A 16,171-nucleotide genomic window follows, 5' to 3' on the forward strand; every position below is an offset into this window, starting at 1 on the left:
GTATGCCGTACACCTACCAGGAGGCCGCCGTGCGCTCCCCCGTCCCGTTCCGCGAGCTGACGCCGGTGACCGGCGACCCGGTCCCGCTGCCCGACCCCGATCGCCTCGTCCACCTGCAGCTGCGCCGCTTCGCCGGCTGCCCGGTCTGCAACCTGCACCTGCGCTCGGTGGCCCGGCGGCACGCCGAGATCGAGGCGGCGGGCGTCCGCGAGGTCGTGGTCTTCCACTCCCCCGCGGACGAGCTGCGCCGGCACGTCGCCGACCTGCCCTTCGCGGTCGTCGCCGACCCGGGCAAGCGGCTCTACGCCGAGTTCGGCGTGTCGGCCTCACCGCGCGCGCTGCTCGACCCGCGCGCCTGGGGCGTGATCGTGCGCTCGGTCGCCGACGGGCTCCGCCGCCGCTCGCCCTTCCCCGCCTCGCGCCCGCACGGCGGCCGCCTCGGCCTGCCCGGGGACTTCCTGATCGGCCCCGGCGGCACCGTCCTCGCGCACAAGGTCGGCGCGCACGCGGGCGACCAGTGGGAGGTGGACGAGCTGCTCGCCCTCGCCCGCGAGGCCCGCCGCGCGCCGTCGCCTCAGTAGCGCGAGCCGACCGGCGCCGGGAGGCCGTCCAGCTCGGCCAGGTCGGCGGCGGTGAGGTCCAGGTCCGCCGCGCCGGCGTTGTCGCGCAGGTAGCGCGACTTCTTGGTGCCCGGGATCGGGATGACATGGTCGCCCTGCGCGAGCGTCCAGGCGATCGCGACCTGCGCCGGGGTGGCGCCGTGCCGGGCGGCGACGGCCTTGACCACGTCCACGATCGCCAGGTTCGCCTTCAGCGCCTCCTCCTGGAACCGCGGGTTGCGGCTGCGGAAGTCGGTGTCGTCGAAGTCGGCGGCGGTGACGGCGCCGGTGAGGAAGCCGCGGCCGAGCGGGCTGTAGGCCACGAACGCCGCGCCGTTCTCCGCGCACCAGCCGACCACGTCGCCCGGCCCCTCGCTGACGGTCCCGCCGGTACGGTCCGAGCCGCCGCCGGCGCTGCCGCCCGGCGCGCCCTGCGCGTCACGCGTCCACAGCGACAGCTCGGACTGGACCGCGGCGACCGGGTGGATCGCGTGCATCTCGGCGGCCTGCGCGGCCGTCACCTCCGACAGGCCGAGGTGGCGGACCTTGCCCTGCGCGACCAGCTCGGCCATCGCGCCCCAGGTGTCGGCGAGCGGCACCTGTGGATCGACGCGGTGCAGGTAGAACAGGTCGATGACGTCGGTGTCCAGGCGGCGCAGGCTCTCCTCGGCCGAGCGCCGCACCTGCTCGGGCGAGCCGTCGCGGCGCATCGTCGAGGCGTCCTGGCCCTCCACGACCAGGCCGGTCTTGGTGGCCAGCACGGCCTCGCCGCGGCGGCCCTTCAGCGCCCGGCCGACGAGGGTCTCGTTGTGCCCGTTGCCGTAGACCTGCGCGGTGTCCAGGAACGTCACGCCGAGGTCGAGCGCCTCGTTGATCAGCGCGACCGACGCGTCGTCGTCGCGCTCGGCGGCGGTGTAGGCCCAGCTCATGCCCATGCAGCCGAGCCCGACCGCGCCGACCTCGGTGCCCTGGAACGTACGGGTGCGCATGAGTTCTCCTTATCGGGGGAAATGCGGTCACCCATGATCCTGCCGCGCTCGCGGTGCGGCAGGCAGTGCGCGTTCATCCTGGGTGTGCCACCACCACCCTCGCGGAGGGTCAGCTCGCCCGGACCAGCCGGACGCGCTCCAGCAGCCGGGCGAGGCGCTCCTCGGTACCGGTGCCGGGCCGGGGGTTCTGCAGGCACAGGTGGTCGCCGGGCCGGTCGCCGAGCGGCAGCACCACCGTGTCGAAGACCAGCTCGCCGACCTCGGGATGGCGGACCGACTTGACCGCCTGGGTCTCCCCCGACACCTCGTGCCGCTCCCACAGCTCGGCGAACTCGGGGCTGACCTCCCGCAGGTCCGCGGCGATCCGGTCGAACTCGGGGTCGTCGGGGTAGCGCGCCGCGTCGTGCCGGAACCGCGCGACGATGCCCGGCGCCGTCTGCTCCCAGGCGCCGTGCACGGCCCGGTAGCGGGCGCTGGTGAAGAAGGTGACCAGACTGTTGTGGTCCAGGTCGCCGAAGCCGAAGACGGCGCGGGCCGGGTCGTTGATCGCCAGGAAGTTCCAGCGCCGGTCGCGGATGTAGGCGGGGCGGGGCGCCCAGGCGTCCAGCATCCGGCGCAGCTCGGCGGGGACCGGGGACGTCGCGGCCGGGGCGGGCGGCGGGTTCAGGCCGGCCAGCAGGTACAGGTGCTCGCGCTCGGCGCCGTCCAGCCGCAGCGCCCGGCAGATCGCGTCCAGCACCTCGCCGGAGACCTTGATGTCGCGGCCCTGCTCCAGCCAGGTGTACCAGGACACCCCGACGCCGGCCAGCACCGCGACCTCCTCCCGGCGCAGTCCCGGCGTGCGGCGGCGGCCGCCCGCGGGCATGCCGACGTCGGCGGGGGTGAGGCGCGCGCGGCGGGTCCGCAGGAAGTCGCGGAGCTCCGCGCGGCGGCGGTCGGGGGCGGCCTCGCTGGTCATGAGGTCACGATAGTCCGCTTCGCCGGATATCCGGCGCTGGGACGAGGCGGGCGGGGCGCGGGTCGTCTATCGTGAGCATCCGGCGCCGGGCAGCGGAGAGGCGGTTGATGATGGTGACCGTTCCCGAGACAGGTCCGCCGGTACCCGGCGAGGCCGCCGGGCCGGCCGCGGGCGAGCTCGCGGCGGCGGTGGAGCAGGCCATCGCGACCGCGGTGCTGGCCTGGAACCGGGCCGGCCAGGACGTGGAGGTGCACGTCTCGCCGGTGCAGCTGCGCGCGATCGAGACGATCGCCCGGCACGACCGGATCAACCTCGGCGGGCTGGCCGCCGAGCTCGGTGTGATCCCCTCCTCGGCGAGCCGGCTCTGCGACCGGCTGGAGGCCGCCGGGCTGGTGGTGCGCGAGAGCGGCCCGGCCGACCGGCGGGAGATCATCGTGCGGCTCAGCCACGACGGCGTCCGGCTGTGCGCCGCCCTGTCGCGCCGCCGCCGCGCGGTGGTCGCCGAGGCGCTGGCCGAGCTGTCCCCCGCCTCGCGCGCCCGGCTGCTGGACAGCCTCACCGAGTTCGGCCGCGCCTGCGCGCGCCAGCTCCCCGAGGGGCGGGGCACCGCGCGCTCCCGGCCCGCCTGATCAACGTTTGTCATAGAGCAAATTCTCTGCCATTCTCTGCCCGGGGCCGCCCCGCCCCGCGGCCCTGCCGCGTGCGGAGGCGTCGCCCGCCGTGACCCGGCCGCGCCCGCGGCCCCCGCGGCTGACCCAGTGGAGAGGAACGGCGGCCACATGAGCACCCTGCACCGCGCGTGCGGTGTCGAGCGGGCACTGCGGGACGCGCCCGCGCACTCGCTCCCCGAGGCGCTCGCGGGCGCGCTCGGCCGGATCTTCCCGGAGGGCTCGGCGTTCCGGCTGCTCCTGGCCGACTACAACCTGCGCTCGCTGCTGCCGTTCGAGCCCGCCGCGGGCGAGGAGCCGGTGCGGGTGAACGGCACCGAGGCCGGGCGGGCGTTCACCGCCCTGCGTGTGGTGACCTCCGACGGGCCGCCCTTCCGGGTGTTCGTGCCGATCGCCGCACGCGGCGACCGGCTCGGCGTGTTCACGCTGACGCTCCCCGAACCCTGCACCGAGGCCGCCCTGACGGAACTGGCCGAGATCGGCCGCATCACCGGCGCGGCGCTGAAGGCCGCCTGGGAGCTCACCGACCGCTACGAGCGGGCCCGCCGCGCCCGGCGGCTCACCCTCGCCGCCGAGCTGCAGTGGCAGCTGCTGCCCGCCCAGTGCTGCGCGGGCGCGGAGTTCTCCCTCGCCGGGCACCTGGAGCCGGCGTACTCGATCGGCGGCGACAACTTCGACTGGGCCACCGAGCGCGACCATCTGACGATCACGGTCACCAACGGGTCGGGCACCGGGACGCAGGCGGCGCTGCTGACCTCGCTGGTCGTCGGCGCGCTGCGCAACGCGCGCCGCTCGGGCGCCGACCTGGCCGAGCAGGCGAGCCTGGCCGGGGACCTGGTGCACGCCCGCCACGGCGGCAAGGAGTTCACCGAGACGCTGCTGATCCGGATCGACCTCGCCGACGGCACGACCACCGTGGTGGACGCCGGCTCGCCGCGCATGCTGCTCATGCGCGGCACCCAGGTCACCCCGGTCGAGCTGGACCACCAGATGCCGCTCGGCATGTTCGCCGACACCGACTACCGGCCGCAGCGGTTCCGGCTGGAGCCGGGCGACCGCCTGGTCATCGCCAGCGACGGGGTGTACTCGGCGGGCTCGCCGCGCGGCGGCGAGTTCGGCGCGCAGGTGCTGGAGCAGGCGATCCGGCGCACCCGGCTGCAGGACGCCGCGGCGGTGCCGCTGTCGGTGGTCGGCGAGCTGATCGCCTTCCACGAGGGCCGCGACCTGGCCGACGACGCCGTGGTGGTCTGCCTGGACTGGCAGGGCGCGGCCGCGCGCTGACGCCCCGCCCGGCGCCGCCGGGCCCGGCTCACTCCGCGAGCAGCCGCCGGCCGATGATCATCTTCTGGATGTCGGCGGTGCCCTCGCCGATCAGCAGCATCGGCGCCTCCCGGTAGAGCCGCTCGATCTCGTACTCCTTGGAGTAGCCGTAGCCGCCGTGGATGCGGAAGGCGTCCTCCACGACCTCCTTGCAGTACTCCCCGGCCAGGTACTTGGCCATGCCGGCCTCCAGGTCGTTGCGCTCCCCGGCGTCCTTGCGGCGGGCGGCCATCACCATCATCTGGTGCGCGGCCTCGACCTTGGTGGCCATCTCGGCGAGACGGAACAGCACCGCCTGGTGCTCGGCGATCGGGCGGCCGAACGTCTCGCGGCGCCGCGCGTAGTCCACCGCCAGCTCGCAGGCGCGCCGGGCCACCCCGCAGCCGCGCGCGGCGACGTTGACGCGGCCCACCTCGACGCCGTCCATCATCTGGTAGAAGCCGCGGCCCGGCGTGCCGCCGAGGATCTGCCCGGCGCCGATCCGGAAGCCGTCGAACAGCAGCTCGGTGGTGTCGACGCCCTTGTAGCCCATCTTCTCGATCTTGCCGGGCACGGTGAGGCCGGGCGCGACCTCGCCGAAGCCGGGCTCCTTGTCGACCAGGAACGTGGTCATCCCGCGGTGCCCGGCGGCCGGGTCGGTCTTGACCAGCGTGGCGACCAGGTTCGCCGAGCCGCCGTTGGTCAGCCACATCTTCTGGCCGGTGATCAGGTAGCCGTCCCCGTCGGGCACGGCGCGGGTGGTGATCGCCGCGACGTCGGAGCCGCAGCCGGGCTCCGACATCGAGAACGCGCCGCGCACCTCCCCGGCCGCCATCCGCGGCAGGTAGTACGACCGCTGCCCGGGCGTGCCGTGGTGGGCGATCATCCAGGCGACGATGAAGTGCGTGTTGACGATGCCCGCCACGCTCATCCAGCCGCGCGACAGCTCCTCCACCACCAGCGCGTAGGTGAGCAGGGACTCGCCGAGCCCGCCGTGCGCCTCGTCGATCATCAGGCCGAACAGGCCGAGGTCGCGCATGCCGTCCACGATCGCCTGCGGGTACTCGTCGGCGTGCTCCAGCTCGGTCGCGACCGGCAGGATCTCCTTGTCCACGAACGCCCGCACGGTCGCGACGATCTCCCGCTGCTCGGCGGTGAGCCCGTAGGTCTGCTGCAGCCTGCCCTTCACGCGGCCTCCGCTCTTCCTGCTGCCGGGGGTGTCTCAGGAGAAGGTGGCGGTCATCGCGGTGACGTCGGCGGGCGCCCGCACCGCCAGCTCGCCGTCCGGCGTCCCGGTGACGGCGAGCGGCTGGCCCGCGTAGACCGGGCGGCGGGCCCGGAACGACAGCTCGGTGACCTTGTGGCCCTCGCGGCGCGGCAGCTCCAGGCAGAGCAGCGCGAGCAGCGGGCCGTGCACGAGCAGGCCGGGGTGCCCCTCGGCGTGCGTCGCGTACTCCTCGTCGTAGTGGATGCGGTGGGCGTTGTAGGTGAGCGCGCTGAACCGGAACAAAAGGACCGGGTCGGTGGTCGCCCGCAGCAGCCAGGGGGCGTCGGCCTCGGGCACCTTGTAGGACGGCGCCGCGGCCGGGACGGCGGCGTCGCCGCTGCGGTAGACCAGGTCCTGCTCCTCGACCGCGATCTTGTCGCCGTCGCGCAGGAAGGTGTGCCGGACGGTCACGAGCAGCAGCTCCCCGCTCCGGCCCTCCTTGGGGACGGCCGAGACGAGCTCGGCGCGGCGGGTGACGGTGTCGCCGAAGCGCAGCGGCTCGCGGACCAGGAAGCGGCCGCCGGCGAACATCCGCCGCCGGTCGGGGATCGGCGGCAGGAACCGGCCGCGCGCCGGGTGCCCGTCCGGGCCGAGGTCGGCCTGCGCGGGCCGGTCCAGGAAGTACAGCCACTGCCACAGCGGGGGCAGCTCCGCGCCGGGCGGCGCGGCGTCCAGCAGGCCGGCCAGGGCGGCGGCCGGCTCGGCGTCCAGCGCCTGCGTGAGCTCGCAGGGTTCGGGGGACCAGCCTTCGATGTCGATCATGCAACGGCTCCGTTCGCGCGCAGGGTCTTCGGATCCAGGCCGAGGGCGGACAGGATGGAGTCGGTGTGCTCGCCGAGGCGGGGCGCGGGGGCGGCCGTGCGCTCCCCGGCGTCCAGCGGCGAGGCGGGGACGCGCAGCCGGCCGACGCCGGGCTGGTCGACCTCGCCCATCATCGGGTTGCCGGCCAGGTCGAGCTCGCCGAAGCGCTGGTAGGGCGCCCAGAGCACCGAGGTCCCCGCCAGCGCGCGCTCGACCTCGGCGAGCGGGCGCTCGGCGAACCAGGGGGCGAGGATCGCGGCGAGCGCCTCGCGGTGGCGGTAGCGGTCGCCGTCGACGGCGAAGTCGGCGCCGAGCAGCCCGGCGAGCGCGGCGATCTTTTCGGCGTGGCCGGTGGCGGCGCACAGGTCGGTGAAGTGGCGCGCGGTGAGCGCGACGACCATGACCCGGTCGCCGCCGGCCAGCGTGAAGTCGCGGCCGAACCCGCCGTACAGGTGGTTGCCGATGCGGGGCCGCTCCACGCCGAGCTGCGCCTCGGCGAGGAAGCCGAGGTTGCCGGCGGTGGCGAGGGCGACGTCGTAGAGGGGCAGCCTGATGCGGGCCCCCTCCCCCGTCCGCGAGCGGCGGCGCTCGGCGGCCAGCAGGCCGACGGCGGCGTACAGGCCGCAGGCGACGTCCCAGGCCGGCAGCACGTGCGAGACCGGCCCGGCGTGCTCGGGCGGGCCGGTGACCAGCGGGAACCCGATCTCGGCGTTGACGGTGTAGTCGACGGCCGCGCCGCCGCCCGGCCGTCCCTCGATCTGCAGGTGGATCAGGTCGGGCCGGGCCCCGGCGAGCGCCTCGTAGGACAGCCAGCCCCGGCCGACGGCGTTGGTCAGCACGATCCCCGCGTCCGCGACCAGGCGGGTGACGACGTCGCGGCCCTCGTCCGAGCGGAAGTCGGCGGTGATGGAGCGCTTGCCCTTGTTCATCCCCGTCCACAGCAGGCTCGTGCCCGAGGGCGCGAGCGGCCAGCGCGCGGTGTCGGCGGCCCCGCCGACCGGGTCGACGCGGATCACGTCGGCGCCGAGCTGGGCCAGCGTCATGCCGCCGAGCGGAGCCGCGACGAAGCTGGAGATCTCGACGACCCGCAATCCCTCGAGCATCGGCCGGCCCCTTTCGTGGCTTCCCCCGGGAGTATGCCGGAAGGCCGACCGAAGATCATCTGCGGGTCACAGGCGCTCGATCACCGTGACGTTGGCCTGCCCCCCGCCCTCGCACATCGTCTGCAGGCCGTAGCGGCCGCCGGTGCGCTCCAGCTCGTGCAGGAGCGTGGTCATCAGCCGGGCGCCGGTGGCGCCGAGCGGGTGGCCGAGCGCGATCGCGCCGCCGTTCGGATTGACGATCGCGGGGTCGGCGCCGGTCTCCCGCAGCCAGGCGAGCACGACGGAGGCGAACGCCTCGTTGATCTCGACCGCGTCGATGTCCTCGATCCTCATGCCGGCCTTCTTCAGCGCGTACGCGGTGGCCGGGATCGGCGCCGACAGCATCCGGATCGGGTCCTCGCCGCGCGCCGAGACGTGGTGGATCCGGGCGCGCGGCGTCAGCCCGTGGTCGCGGACGGCCCGCTCGGAGGCGATCAGCAGCGCGGCGGAGGCGTCGGAGATCTGCGAGGCGAGCGCGGCGGTGAGCCGGCCGCCCTCCACCAGCGTCTTCAGCCCCGCCATCTTCTCCAGGGTGGTGTCGCGGCGCGGGCCCTCGTCGGCGGCGACGCCCTCAAAGGGGACGATCTCGCGTGCGAAGCGGCCCTCGTCGATGGCGCGGATCGCCCGCTGATGGGAGGTGTAGGCGTACTCCTCCATCGCCCGGCGGGAGATGTCCCAGTCCCGGGCGATCATCTCGGCACCGGCGAACTGGGAGACCTCGCCGGTGCCGTAGCGCGCCGCCCAGCCCTTGGAGCCGGTGAACGGCCCCTCGGTGAAGCCGAGCGGCTCGGCGGCGGTCATCGCGTAGGAGATCGGGATCTGCGACATGTTCTGCACGCCGCCCGCCACGACCAGGTCCGAGATGCCCGACAGGACGGCCTGCGCGGCGAAGTGCACGGCCTGCTGCGAGGACCCGCACTGGCGGTCCACGGTCACCCCGGGCACCTCCTCGGGCAGGCCCGCGGCGAGCCAGCAGGTGCGCGCGATGTCGCCCGCCTGCGGGCCGACGGCGTCCACGCAGCCGAACACCACGTCCTCGACCGCCGCCGGGTCCACGCCGGTGCGGGCCATCAGCGCGGTCAGCACGTGCGCGCCCAGGTCGGCGGGGTGCGCGGCGGCCAGGCCGCCGCCGCGCCGCCCGACGGGCGTGCGGACCGCGTCGACGATGTATGCCTCGGCCATCAGGGGGTCTCCTTAGGGGCGGCTCGCCTGGATCCCCTCCAGGACCATGGCGAGGTACTGCTTGGCGATGTCGTCGGCGGACAGCCGTCCGCCGCGCTGGTACCAGTTCGCCGCCACCCAGACGGTGTCGCGGATGAACCGGTAGACCAGGGTCCGGTCGAGGTCGGCGCGGAAGGCGCCCTCCGCCACCCCCCGCGCGAGCAGCGAGGTCCACATCTCCTCGAACCGGCGGTGCGAGTCGAGCAGGTAGTGGAACCGTTCGCTGGTGGCCAGGTGCTTGGACTCGTTCTGGTAGATCACGACGGCGGGCCGGTGCCGGTCGATCGAGCGGAACGACTCCACCACCAGCGCCTCGAGCGTCTCGCGGGCGCCGAGCCCGGCGGCGAGGACGCGGTCGTAGGCGCCCCACATGTCGTTCAGGAACGTCGACAGGATCTCGTCGGCCATCGACTCCTTGGAGTCGAAGTGGTAGTAGAGGCTGCCGCCGAGGATCCCGGCGGCGTCGGCCACCTTGCGGATCGTGGTGGCGGAGTACCCCTGGGAGGCGAACACCTCGGCGGCGGTGGCGAGCAGCTCGGCCCGCCGTTCCGCGCGCGCGGCCGCGGTGCCCTCGGCGTCGCGCCGTCGTGGACTCATGTCAGGCTCTCTGGCTGGAAACGGAGACGACCTCGCCCGTCATGTAGGACGAGTAGTCGCTGGCCAGGAAGACGATAACGTTGGCCACCTCCCACGGCTCGGCGTAGCGCCCGAAGGCCTCGCGGCGGGTCAGCTCCTCCAGCAGCTCCTCCGACGTCACCTTCACCAGGTGCGGGTGCATGGCCAGCGACGGCGACACCGCGTTGATCCGCACGCCGTGCTCGGCCGCCTCCAGCGCGGCGCAGCGGGTGAGCGCCATGACGCCGGCCTTGGCGGCGGCGTAGTGCGACTGCCCCTTCTGCGCCCGCCAGCCGATCACCGAGGCGTTGTTGACGATGACGCCCGCGTCCTGGTCCCGCATGATCCGCAGGGCGGCGCGGGTGCAGCGCATGGTGCCGTTCAAGGTGATGTCCAGGACGCGGTCCCACGCCTCGTCGGTCATGTCGGCCAGGTCGCAGGTGCCCCCGAGGCCGGCGTTGTTGACCGCGACGTCGATCCGCCCGAACCGCTGCAGAGCGAGGTCGTAGAGCGCCTGAACCTGCTCTTCCTTGGTGACGTCGCAGGCCAGCGCGGCGACGCGATCCGCGCCGAACTCCTTCTCCAGCGCCTGCCGCGACTCGCCGAGGCGTCGCTCGTGCGCGTCGGAGACGACGACGCGGGCGCCCTCCTCCAGGCAGCGGCGGGCGGTGGCGCCACCGATCCCGGCGCCCGCGGCGGCGGTGACGACGACGACGCGGTCCTTCAGCAGCCCGTGGCCGGGGACGTAGGGGGGCGGCGTCATGGGCGATGCTCCCTAGGCAGGCCGAGCACACGCTCGGCGATGATGTTCCGCTGGATCTCGTTCGACCCGGCGTAGATGGTGTCGGCGCGGGAGAACAGGAACAGCCGCTGCCAGTCGCCGAGGTCGTAGGGCTCGCCGTCGGCGACCAGGCCGGCGGCGCCGAGCACGTCCATGGCGAGCTCGCCGAGGTCGCGGTGCCAGGTCCCCCACACCAGCTTGGAGATCGACGACTCGGGGCCGGGCGCGCCCGACGCGACGCCCGCCATGGTGCGCAGCGCGTTCAGCCGCATCACCTCCAGGCCGATCCAGGCGCGGGTGAGACGGTCGCGCAGCAGCGGGTCGTCGAGGGCGCCGGTGCGGCGGGCCAGCTCGATCACGCCCTCCAGCTCGCGGCGGAACCCGACCTGCTGGCCGAGGGTGGCGACGCCGCGCTCGAAACCGAGGGTGGCCATCGCGATCCTCCAGCCGTCGCCGGGGGCGCCGACGATGTTGGCCGCGTCGGTGCGGGCTCGGTCGAAGAAGACCTCGTTGAACTCCGAGGTGCCGGTCATCTGCACGATCGGGCGGACGTCCACGCCGTCCTGGCGCATCGGGACCAGCAGGTAGGACAGGCCGTGGTGGCGGGCGGAGCCGGGCTCGGTGCGGCAGACGACGAAGCACCAGTCCGATTCGACGGCCAGCGACGTCCAGACCTTCTGGCCGGTGACGCGCCAGCCGTCGTCGCCGAGCTCGGCGCGGGTCTGCACGTTGGCGAGGTCGGATCCGGCGTCGGGCTCGGAGTAGCCCTGGCACCACAGCTCCCGGACGGCCACGATCGGCGGCAGGAAACGCGCGCGCTGCTCGTCGGTGCCGAAGGCGAGGATCGTCGGGCCGAGCAGGTTCTCACCGATGTGGTTCACCCGGGCGGGGGCGTCGGCGAGGGCGTACTCCTCGTTGAAGATCACCTGCTGGGCGAGGGAGGCGCCGCGGCCGCCGTACTCGGCGGGCCAGCCGACGCACGTCCAGCCGGCGGCGGCCATGTGCCGCTCCCAGGCCAGCCGCTCGGGGAACGCCTCATGTTCGCGGCCGGGGCCGCCGAGACCGCGGGCATGCGCGAAGTCACCCGACAGGTGCGTCTCCAGCCAGTCGCGGACCTCGGCCCGGAAGGCCCGGTCGGCGGGGGTCTCGTTCCGCTTCACCCGCCGCACTCTACCAAACGATTGTTAGAAAGAATCGACGCGGGGGCGCCCTCATGAGGACGCCCGTCGCCTTACTGCACGTGCACGGCGAACAAGGTGGTGTCGTCGGCGGCCCGGTCGTGCTTCATCCGCGCCAGCACCCGGTCCAGCGCCAGGTCGGGCCCCGGCACCGAATCGGCCAGGATCTCGGTGAGCCGCACGATCTGCTCCCCGAGGTCGGTGCCCCGGCGCTCCACCAGGCCGTCGGTGTAGAGGAACACCAGGTCGCCCGGGTACAGCCGGATGGCGTGCGTGGCGTACTCCACGCCCGGCAGCGCGCCCAGCATCGGGTCCGGCTCGCCCTCCAGCGGCACCGCGGCGCCGCCGCGCACCAGGATCGGCGGCGGATGCCCCGCCGAGGTCCAGCGCAGCATCCGCTCGGCCGGATCGTAGGCCGCCACGATGGCGGTGCCGGTCGCGGCCGGGTCCAGATCGTTCACCAGCTCGTTCAGCCAGCCGACCAGCTGCCCCGTCGCCGCCCCGGTCGAGGCGAGCCCGAGCAGGCCGTTGCGGCTGCGCGCCATCGCCGCGGCGGCGGGCAGCCCGTGCCCGGCCGCGTCGCCGATCGCGAACATGCCCTGCCCGTTCGGCAGCACCCGGGTGGCGAACCAGTCCCCGCCGATCCGCGCCGCGCTCTCGGCGGCCAGGCTGCGCACCGCCACCCGCAGCCCCGGCAGCGGCGTCATGTCGGCCGGGTCGGGCAGGATCGCCCGGCGCAGCGTCACCGCGACCTTGTGCTGCTGGGCCGTGCGGGCCTGCTGGCGCAGCATCTGACGGCGGGTCTCGGCCAGCGCGCGCTCTATGCCGCGCCGGCGGGTGATGTCCTGGGAGACGATGTTGATGGAGACCGGCAGGCCCGCGCCGTCCAGCACCGGCTCGGCGAACACCCACAGGTGCCGGTGGCGGCCCTCGGGCGTCGGCACCCGGTGCTCGAACTCCACCGGCTCGCGGCGGGTGAACAGCGTCTGCACGGCCTCCTCGACCATCGCGACGTCCCCCTCGGCGACGACCTTGGCCAGGCCGTAGGGCGAGGCGGGCACCTCGTCGTCGTCCAGGCCGTAGTTGGCGGCCATCTGCGGCGACCAGTTCGCCTGCCCGCTCACCAGGTCCCACTCGCCGAAACCGAGCCGGCCGAGCCGCTCCACCCGGTCCAGGCGGCGGCGGACCCGGTCCTCCTCGTGGTGGTAGCGCCACGTCACCACGACGCCGGTGGGCACGGCGACGGCGCGCACGCTCATCCGGGACGCGCGCGGGACGCCGTCCTTGGCCGTGGCGTAGGCGAACGGCTCGCGCCGGAACGGCACACCGGTCTCCAGCACGCGCACATAGGCGTCGAACAGCCCCGACAGGGCCGAACCGGGATCGGTGGGCAGCAGGCGCAGGCCGGTCAGCTCGTCGGCGCCGCGGCCGAACAGGTCGCGTGCGGTGTCGTTCAGCGCGGCGTACAGCAGGTCGGCGATCCGGCCCTGCTCGTCCCGGACGGGGACCAGGTGGGCGGCGCCGTCCATGGAGGCGTCCAGGACCGCCCGCGCCTGCGGGTCGCCCGGCAGCGCGTCCAGCAGCGCCGCGTCGTTCGCGGGCTCGGCCGGCGTGAGCCGCCACAGCGCCTCCTCGCGGACCGCCGCCTGCTCCGCCGGGGCGGGCTCGGCGATGCCCGGCGCCTGCGGCGGCGCCAGGGAGGCGTCGGCGGGATCAACGGCGACCTCGGGCTCGCCGACGACCAGGGCGGCGGCCTCGGCCATCTCCAGGTCCAGGTCCCGCGCCAGCCAGATCAGGTGCTGCAGCGCCTCGCCGGTCGGACAGCCGAGGCGTCCGGCGAGCACGACCCGGGCCTCGGCCAGCAGGGCCCGCTCGCGGGCGGCGCCGCGCAGGTCCGCCAGCTCGTCCGGCGCCTGCGGGCTCACCGCCCCCAAGGTCGTGTCGTCGCCGACCGTCACCGCCACCCCCAGATTCCGGTTCTCACGGCCTCGCCGGAGAAAAGGTACACACGACCCTGAACTACAACTTCATTCGATTTCTTCCATAGATCACCTCTTTATTCCGTCTTTACCTTGACCGCCGCCACAATGCCCGGACGAGGGAAACCACCGCCTACCTGCAGATGTACTCCCGCTCCGCAGGCTCCCCGGGGCGGGCCGAGCCGGAGCGGCCCGTCCAGAGACGGCAGGAATACCTGGCGCGCCCCCGCATCCGGGCATGGCTGATCTACCAGGATCGCGAACCGGTAGGCACCGCCTGCTATCGCGCCGGTATCGCCGAATTCAAAACACATCCCGGCAGTGAGGCATAAATCACAGCGTTCGGCCTTCCGCCACCGCGAAGACGGGAACCGGCCCGAACTCCTAACCGGCCGCCCGGTAGACCTGCTTCGTCAGCGAGGTCAGCCGGGCGGACGCCGCCTGGAACGACGACCCCGCGGGCTGCAGCGTGAGCACGACCACGATGCGCCGCTCCCCGACCAGCCCGGTCGTGTGCAGGACGGGCCGCCCGATCCCCAGATCCGAGATGGGCCGCACCCGCACCGCGTCCGCCTTCGCCCGGCACGAGACCGGCGGCGTCTCACCGAAGCCCGACCAGCCCTGCTTGACCGCCCAGGGCCGCGGCAGGGCGCGCGGGATGCCGAAGTACTGGTCGAAGTCATCGGTCCCGCACCGCGTCGCCTGCCGCAGATGCCCGAGCATCAGCTCCCGATCCCGCTCAGGCGCCTTGTCCAGCAGATACCGCCAGACCTTCACCACGTCATCGGCGCTCAACGCCGTGTATCCCCAGAACCCGGGCTTGCTCGCCGGCGGCGGGGCGGTGTCGTCCAAACCGACCCGTTTCACCATCCGCTGGACGATCCGCCCCTGCCCGCCCCGCTTCCAGAAGGCCGTGGCCGCCTTGTCGTCGCTGGAGCGCAGCATCGTCCGCAAAAGAGCCCGATCCGCCGCCGGCACCTTCGGATGATCGTGCAGGTAGTCCAGGGCGATCAGCAGCTTGACCACCGACGCCGAGCGGAACGTCAGATGCCCGCCGTGCTCGACCAGCACCTTCCGGCGCGGCCGGTCGAACACCACATACCCGGCCCGCACCCCCGCGGGCACCCGCGGCACGACCCGGACCGGCTTCGCCTTCGGCGCCGGCGTCGAGGACCGCTCAGCCCGGCTCACCGTCCCGGCACCCACCGGCCTCTTGTCATCATCGCCGCCGCACCCGCACACCGCGCTCAGCGACCCGGCGCCGACCACCAGGGCCAACCCGCCGCGCACCACCAAGGAGAACACCGGCCATGCCTACCAGATCCACCACCCCGAGGCGCCCGCAATCCCGGTACGCACCAGCGCTCAGACTGCGCTAGAGTACTCACGTCTGCTGCGGCAGGCACCGGGACGTAGCGCAGTTTGGCAGCGCACTTGACTGGGGGTCAAGGGGTCGTGGGTTCAAATCCCGCCGTCCCGACAAATGAAAAAGCCCCACTGACTATGGCGAAAGCCAAGGTCAGCGGGGCTTTTTCGTTTTCTGATTGATCCTCTCCGGCGATCACACCGCCCGGAGCCGGGGACCATCTGGGGACCGACGATCACTCAGATGCAGACTCAGCGCCTCCCCCGCCTCCGTGATGGACCGGGCGTCGGGGTGCAGGTACCGCTGGGTCGTGGTCAGCGAACCGTGTCCGGCGATCTTCCGAAGGACGTGCACCGGTACGCCGGCGTCAGCCATCCAGGTGAGCCCGGTGTGCCGGAGGTCGTGCCGGCGCAGATGCTCGTAGCCGAGGCGGGTCACCACCTCGTCCCAGTGGGTCGCGTCCCGCAGAACGGCGGTGGTGATGCGTCCTCCGCGCGGACCGGTGAACAGCCGGTCCATCGGCTTGTCCTTCAGCGCTTCCAGCCTCTGCCCGACCAGGCCGCGGATCTCTTCGATCAGCGGGACCTTGCGGGCCCGTTTGCCCTTGGTCCCCTTGTCGATGAGGCCACCGGGGCCGGGTGTGGTCTGCCGGCGCACGTTCCAGATCCAGGTGTCGCGGTCGATGTCACCGGCCCGCACCCCGGACACCTCGCCGATGCGGGTGGCGGTGCAGGCGGCGAACAGGACCACCTCGCCCCAGCCGCGGTAGCGGTCGGCCGACCTTTCCACCAGCGCGTCGGCGAGTTCGACCAGCGCGGCCCAGTTCGGCAGGGCCAGTGAACGCGGGTCGTCGAGTTCGTCCTCGGCCTGCTTGTATTCGAGCTGCCAGCCGACGACGCGAGCCGGGTTGTGGTCGATGATCCCGTCCCGGACGGCCTGCTCCATGACCCGCACCAGCACGGCAAGGCTGTTCTTGACGCTGGAGCGCCCGCAGCCATCCGCGATCCAGCCATGCACCGTGCTTCATCTCATCGAGACCGCTCCGGTGCATCCGCTGGAGTCGGCGCCTGCTCCAGCAGCCGGTGAGTGGCTCCAAAGACTCTGGTCCAGGTTGCACGGCGCGCGCTGAACTGGTGCCGATGGCCTGCGCCGGTTGCGGTAGGTGGGCTTACCCTTCTTCCTCGCTGCCTGCTTGTCGGGCTCCTTCCTCGGCATCGCTTGACACAGGTCTGGATCGCGTTCGATCCAGCTCGCCGCTGCGGACCGCGCCCGGTCCGCAGCGAAATCCTTTGGATTTCCATTTCTTGC

The 16,171-nt window shown here is 73.5% G+C and carries 15 protein-coding genes and 1 tRNA gene; 4 read left to right on the top strand and 12 right to left on the bottom strand.

What is annotated here, in order from left to right; all coding sequences use genetic code 11:
• Positions 1-2 precede the first annotated feature (2 nt).
• Entirely contained in the window at positions 3-581 is a 579-nt protein-coding gene (locus ACRB68_RS00410) for a peroxiredoxin-like family protein (protein WP_153530348.1), read from the top strand.
• On the opposite strand, the gene ACRB68_RS00415 is transcribed toward ACRB68_RS00410, so the two are convergent.
• Together ACRB68_RS00415 and ACRB68_RS00420 are read right to left on the bottom strand one after the other, a co-directional pair.
• Entirely contained in the window at positions 575-1,588 is a 1,014-nt protein-coding gene (locus ACRB68_RS00415; RefSeq protein ID WP_153530349.1) for an aldo/keto reductase, read from the bottom strand. The two genes, ACRB68_RS00410 and ACRB68_RS00415, sit on opposite strands and share 7 nt — an antisense overlap.
• Before the next feature lie 109 nt (positions 1,589-1,697).
• Positions 1,698-2,546, bottom strand: a complete 849-nt coding sequence (locus ACRB68_RS00420; protein ID WP_153530350.1) for a helix-turn-helix transcriptional regulator — start codon at positions 2,544-2,546, stop codon at positions 1,698-1,700.
• A 107-nt stretch (positions 2,547-2,653) separates the two neighbouring features.
• Between ACRB68_RS00420 and ACRB68_RS00425 the strand changes: the two genes are divergently transcribed.
• Together ACRB68_RS00425 and ACRB68_RS00430 are read left to right on the top strand one after the other, a co-directional pair.
• The gene (locus ACRB68_RS00425) at positions 2,654-3,175 is read left to right on the top strand and encodes a MarR family winged helix-turn-helix transcriptional regulator (RefSeq protein ID WP_153530351.1); all 522 of its coding nucleotides are present in this window, start codon (positions 2,654-2,656) and stop codon (positions 3,173-3,175) included.
• 150 nt (positions 3,176-3,325) lie between these two features.
• Positions 3,326-4,495, top strand: a complete 1,170-nt coding sequence (locus ACRB68_RS00430) for a PP2C family protein-serine/threonine phosphatase (RefSeq protein WP_153530352.1) — start codon at positions 3,326-3,328, stop codon at positions 4,493-4,495.
• A gap of 28 nt (positions 4,496-4,523) precedes the next feature.
• On the opposite strand, the gene ACRB68_RS00435 is transcribed toward ACRB68_RS00430, so the two are convergent.
• The 9 genes from ACRB68_RS00435 to ACRB68_RS00475 all read right to left on the bottom strand — a co-directional run bounded on the left by ACRB68_RS00435 (position 4,524) and on the right by ACRB68_RS00475 (position 14,802).
• Positions 4,524-5,702 carry an acyl-CoA dehydrogenase family protein gene (locus ACRB68_RS00435; RefSeq protein ID WP_328593559.1) on the bottom strand — a complete coding sequence of 393 codons (1,179 nt, stop codon included), beginning with the start codon at positions 5,700-5,702 and terminating at the stop codon, positions 4,524-4,526.
• 33 nt (positions 5,703-5,735) lie between these two features.
• Entirely contained in the window at positions 5,736-6,542 is an 807-nt protein-coding gene (locus ACRB68_RS00440; RefSeq protein WP_153530353.1) for an FAS1-like dehydratase domain-containing protein, read from the bottom strand.
• Positions 6,539-7,684 carry a CoA transferase gene (locus ACRB68_RS00445; protein WP_153530354.1) on the bottom strand — a complete coding sequence of 382 codons (1,146 nt, stop codon included), beginning with the start codon at positions 7,682-7,684 and terminating at the stop codon, positions 6,539-6,541. Before ACRB68_RS00445 ends, ACRB68_RS00440 begins: the two co-directional genes overlap by 4 nt.
• A 66-nt stretch (positions 7,685-7,750) precedes the next feature.
• Positions 7,751-8,905, bottom strand: coding sequence for an acetyl-CoA C-acetyltransferase (locus tag ACRB68_RS00450; RefSeq protein ID WP_153530355.1), 1,155 nt, complete (start codon positions 8,903-8,905; stop codon positions 7,751-7,753).
• A 12-nt stretch (positions 8,906-8,917) separates the two neighbouring features.
• Positions 8,918-9,541 (bottom strand): TetR/AcrR family transcriptional regulator, encoded by a 624-nt coding sequence (locus tag ACRB68_RS00455; protein ID WP_153530356.1) that lies wholly within the window; start codon positions 9,539-9,541, stop codon positions 8,918-8,920.
• A 1-nt stretch (position 9,542) separates the two neighbouring features.
• Positions 9,543-10,322, bottom strand: a complete 780-nt coding sequence (locus ACRB68_RS00460) for an SDR family oxidoreductase (RefSeq protein ID WP_153530357.1) — start codon at positions 10,320-10,322, stop codon at positions 9,543-9,545.
• On the bottom strand, positions 10,319-11,500 hold the full coding sequence (locus tag ACRB68_RS00465; protein WP_328593560.1) for an acyl-CoA dehydrogenase family protein: 1,182 nt from the start codon (positions 11,498-11,500) through the stop codon (positions 10,319-10,321). Before ACRB68_RS00465 ends, ACRB68_RS00460 begins: the two co-directional genes overlap by 4 nt.
• A gap of 71 nt (positions 11,501-11,571) precedes the next feature.
• Positions 11,572-13,482: a PP2C family protein-serine/threonine phosphatase gene (locus ACRB68_RS00470; RefSeq protein WP_328593561.1), complete on the bottom strand. Its 1,911-nt coding sequence runs from the start codon at positions 13,480-13,482 to the stop codon at positions 11,572-11,574.
• Positions 13,483-13,881: 399 nt separating this feature from the next.
• On the bottom strand, positions 13,882-14,802 hold the full coding sequence (locus tag ACRB68_RS00475) for a hypothetical protein (RefSeq protein ID WP_328593562.1): 921 nt from the start codon (positions 14,800-14,802) through the stop codon (positions 13,882-13,884).
• A gap of 101 nt (positions 14,803-14,903) precedes the next feature.
• On the opposite strand from ACRB68_RS00475, the gene ACRB68_RS00480 reads away from it, so the two are divergent.
• Positions 14,904-14,977 (top strand) — tRNA-Pro (locus ACRB68_RS00480).
• 81 nt (positions 14,978-15,058) lie between these two features.
• Here ACRB68_RS00480 and ACRB68_RS00485 read toward each other — a convergent pair.
• Entirely contained in the window at positions 15,059-15,880 is an 822-nt protein-coding gene (locus ACRB68_RS00485) for a tyrosine-type recombinase/integrase (protein WP_207709540.1), read from the bottom strand.
• Between the last annotated feature and the right edge of the window lie 291 nt (positions 15,881-16,171).

Origin of the sequence: Actinomadura macrotermitis (genome assembly GCF_009604375.1) — a bacterium.
In the GTDB taxonomy this organism is placed as follows: domain Bacteria; phylum Actinomycetota; class Actinomycetes; order Streptosporangiales; family Streptosporangiaceae; genus Spirillospora; species Spirillospora macrotermitis.

Bases quoted from the DNA above. Each gene is read 5' to 3' on its own strand.
- ACRB68_RS00415 (WP_153530349.1), bottom strand. From the start codon at position 1,588: ATGCGCACCCGTACGTTCCAGGGCACCGAGGTCGGCGCGGTCGGGCTC.
- ACRB68_RS00460 (WP_153530357.1), bottom strand. From the start codon at position 10,322: ATGACGCCGCCCCCCTACGTCCCCGGCCACGGGCTGCTGAAGGACCGC.
- ACRB68_RS00410 (WP_153530348.1), top strand. From the start codon at position 3: ATGCCGTACACCTACCAGGAGGCCGCCGTGCGCTCCCCCGTCCCGTTC.
- ACRB68_RS00430 (WP_153530352.1), top strand. From the start codon at position 3,326: ATGAGCACCCTGCACCGCGCGTGCGGTGTCGAGCGGGCACTGCGGGAC.
- ACRB68_RS00445 (WP_153530354.1), bottom strand. From the start codon at position 7,684: ATGCTCGAGGGATTGCGGGTCGTCGAGATCTCCAGCTTCGTCGCGGCT.
- ACRB68_RS00440 (WP_153530353.1), bottom strand. From the start codon at position 6,542: ATGATCGACATCGAAGGCTGGTCCCCCGAACCCTGCGAGCTCACGCAG.
- ACRB68_RS00425 (WP_153530351.1), top strand. From the start codon at position 2,654: ATGATGGTGACCGTTCCCGAGACAGGTCCGCCGGTACCCGGCGAGGCC.
- ACRB68_RS00455 (WP_153530356.1), bottom strand. From the start codon at position 9,541: ATGAGTCCACGACGGCGCGACGCCGAGGGCACCGCGGCCGCGCGCGCG.
- ACRB68_RS00420 (WP_153530350.1), bottom strand. From the start codon at position 2,546: ATGACCAGCGAGGCCGCCCCCGACCGCCGCCGCGCGGAGCTCCGCGAC.
- ACRB68_RS00450 (WP_153530355.1), bottom strand. From the start codon at position 8,905: ATGGCCGAGGCATACATCGTCGACGCGGTCCGCACGCCCGTCGGGCGG.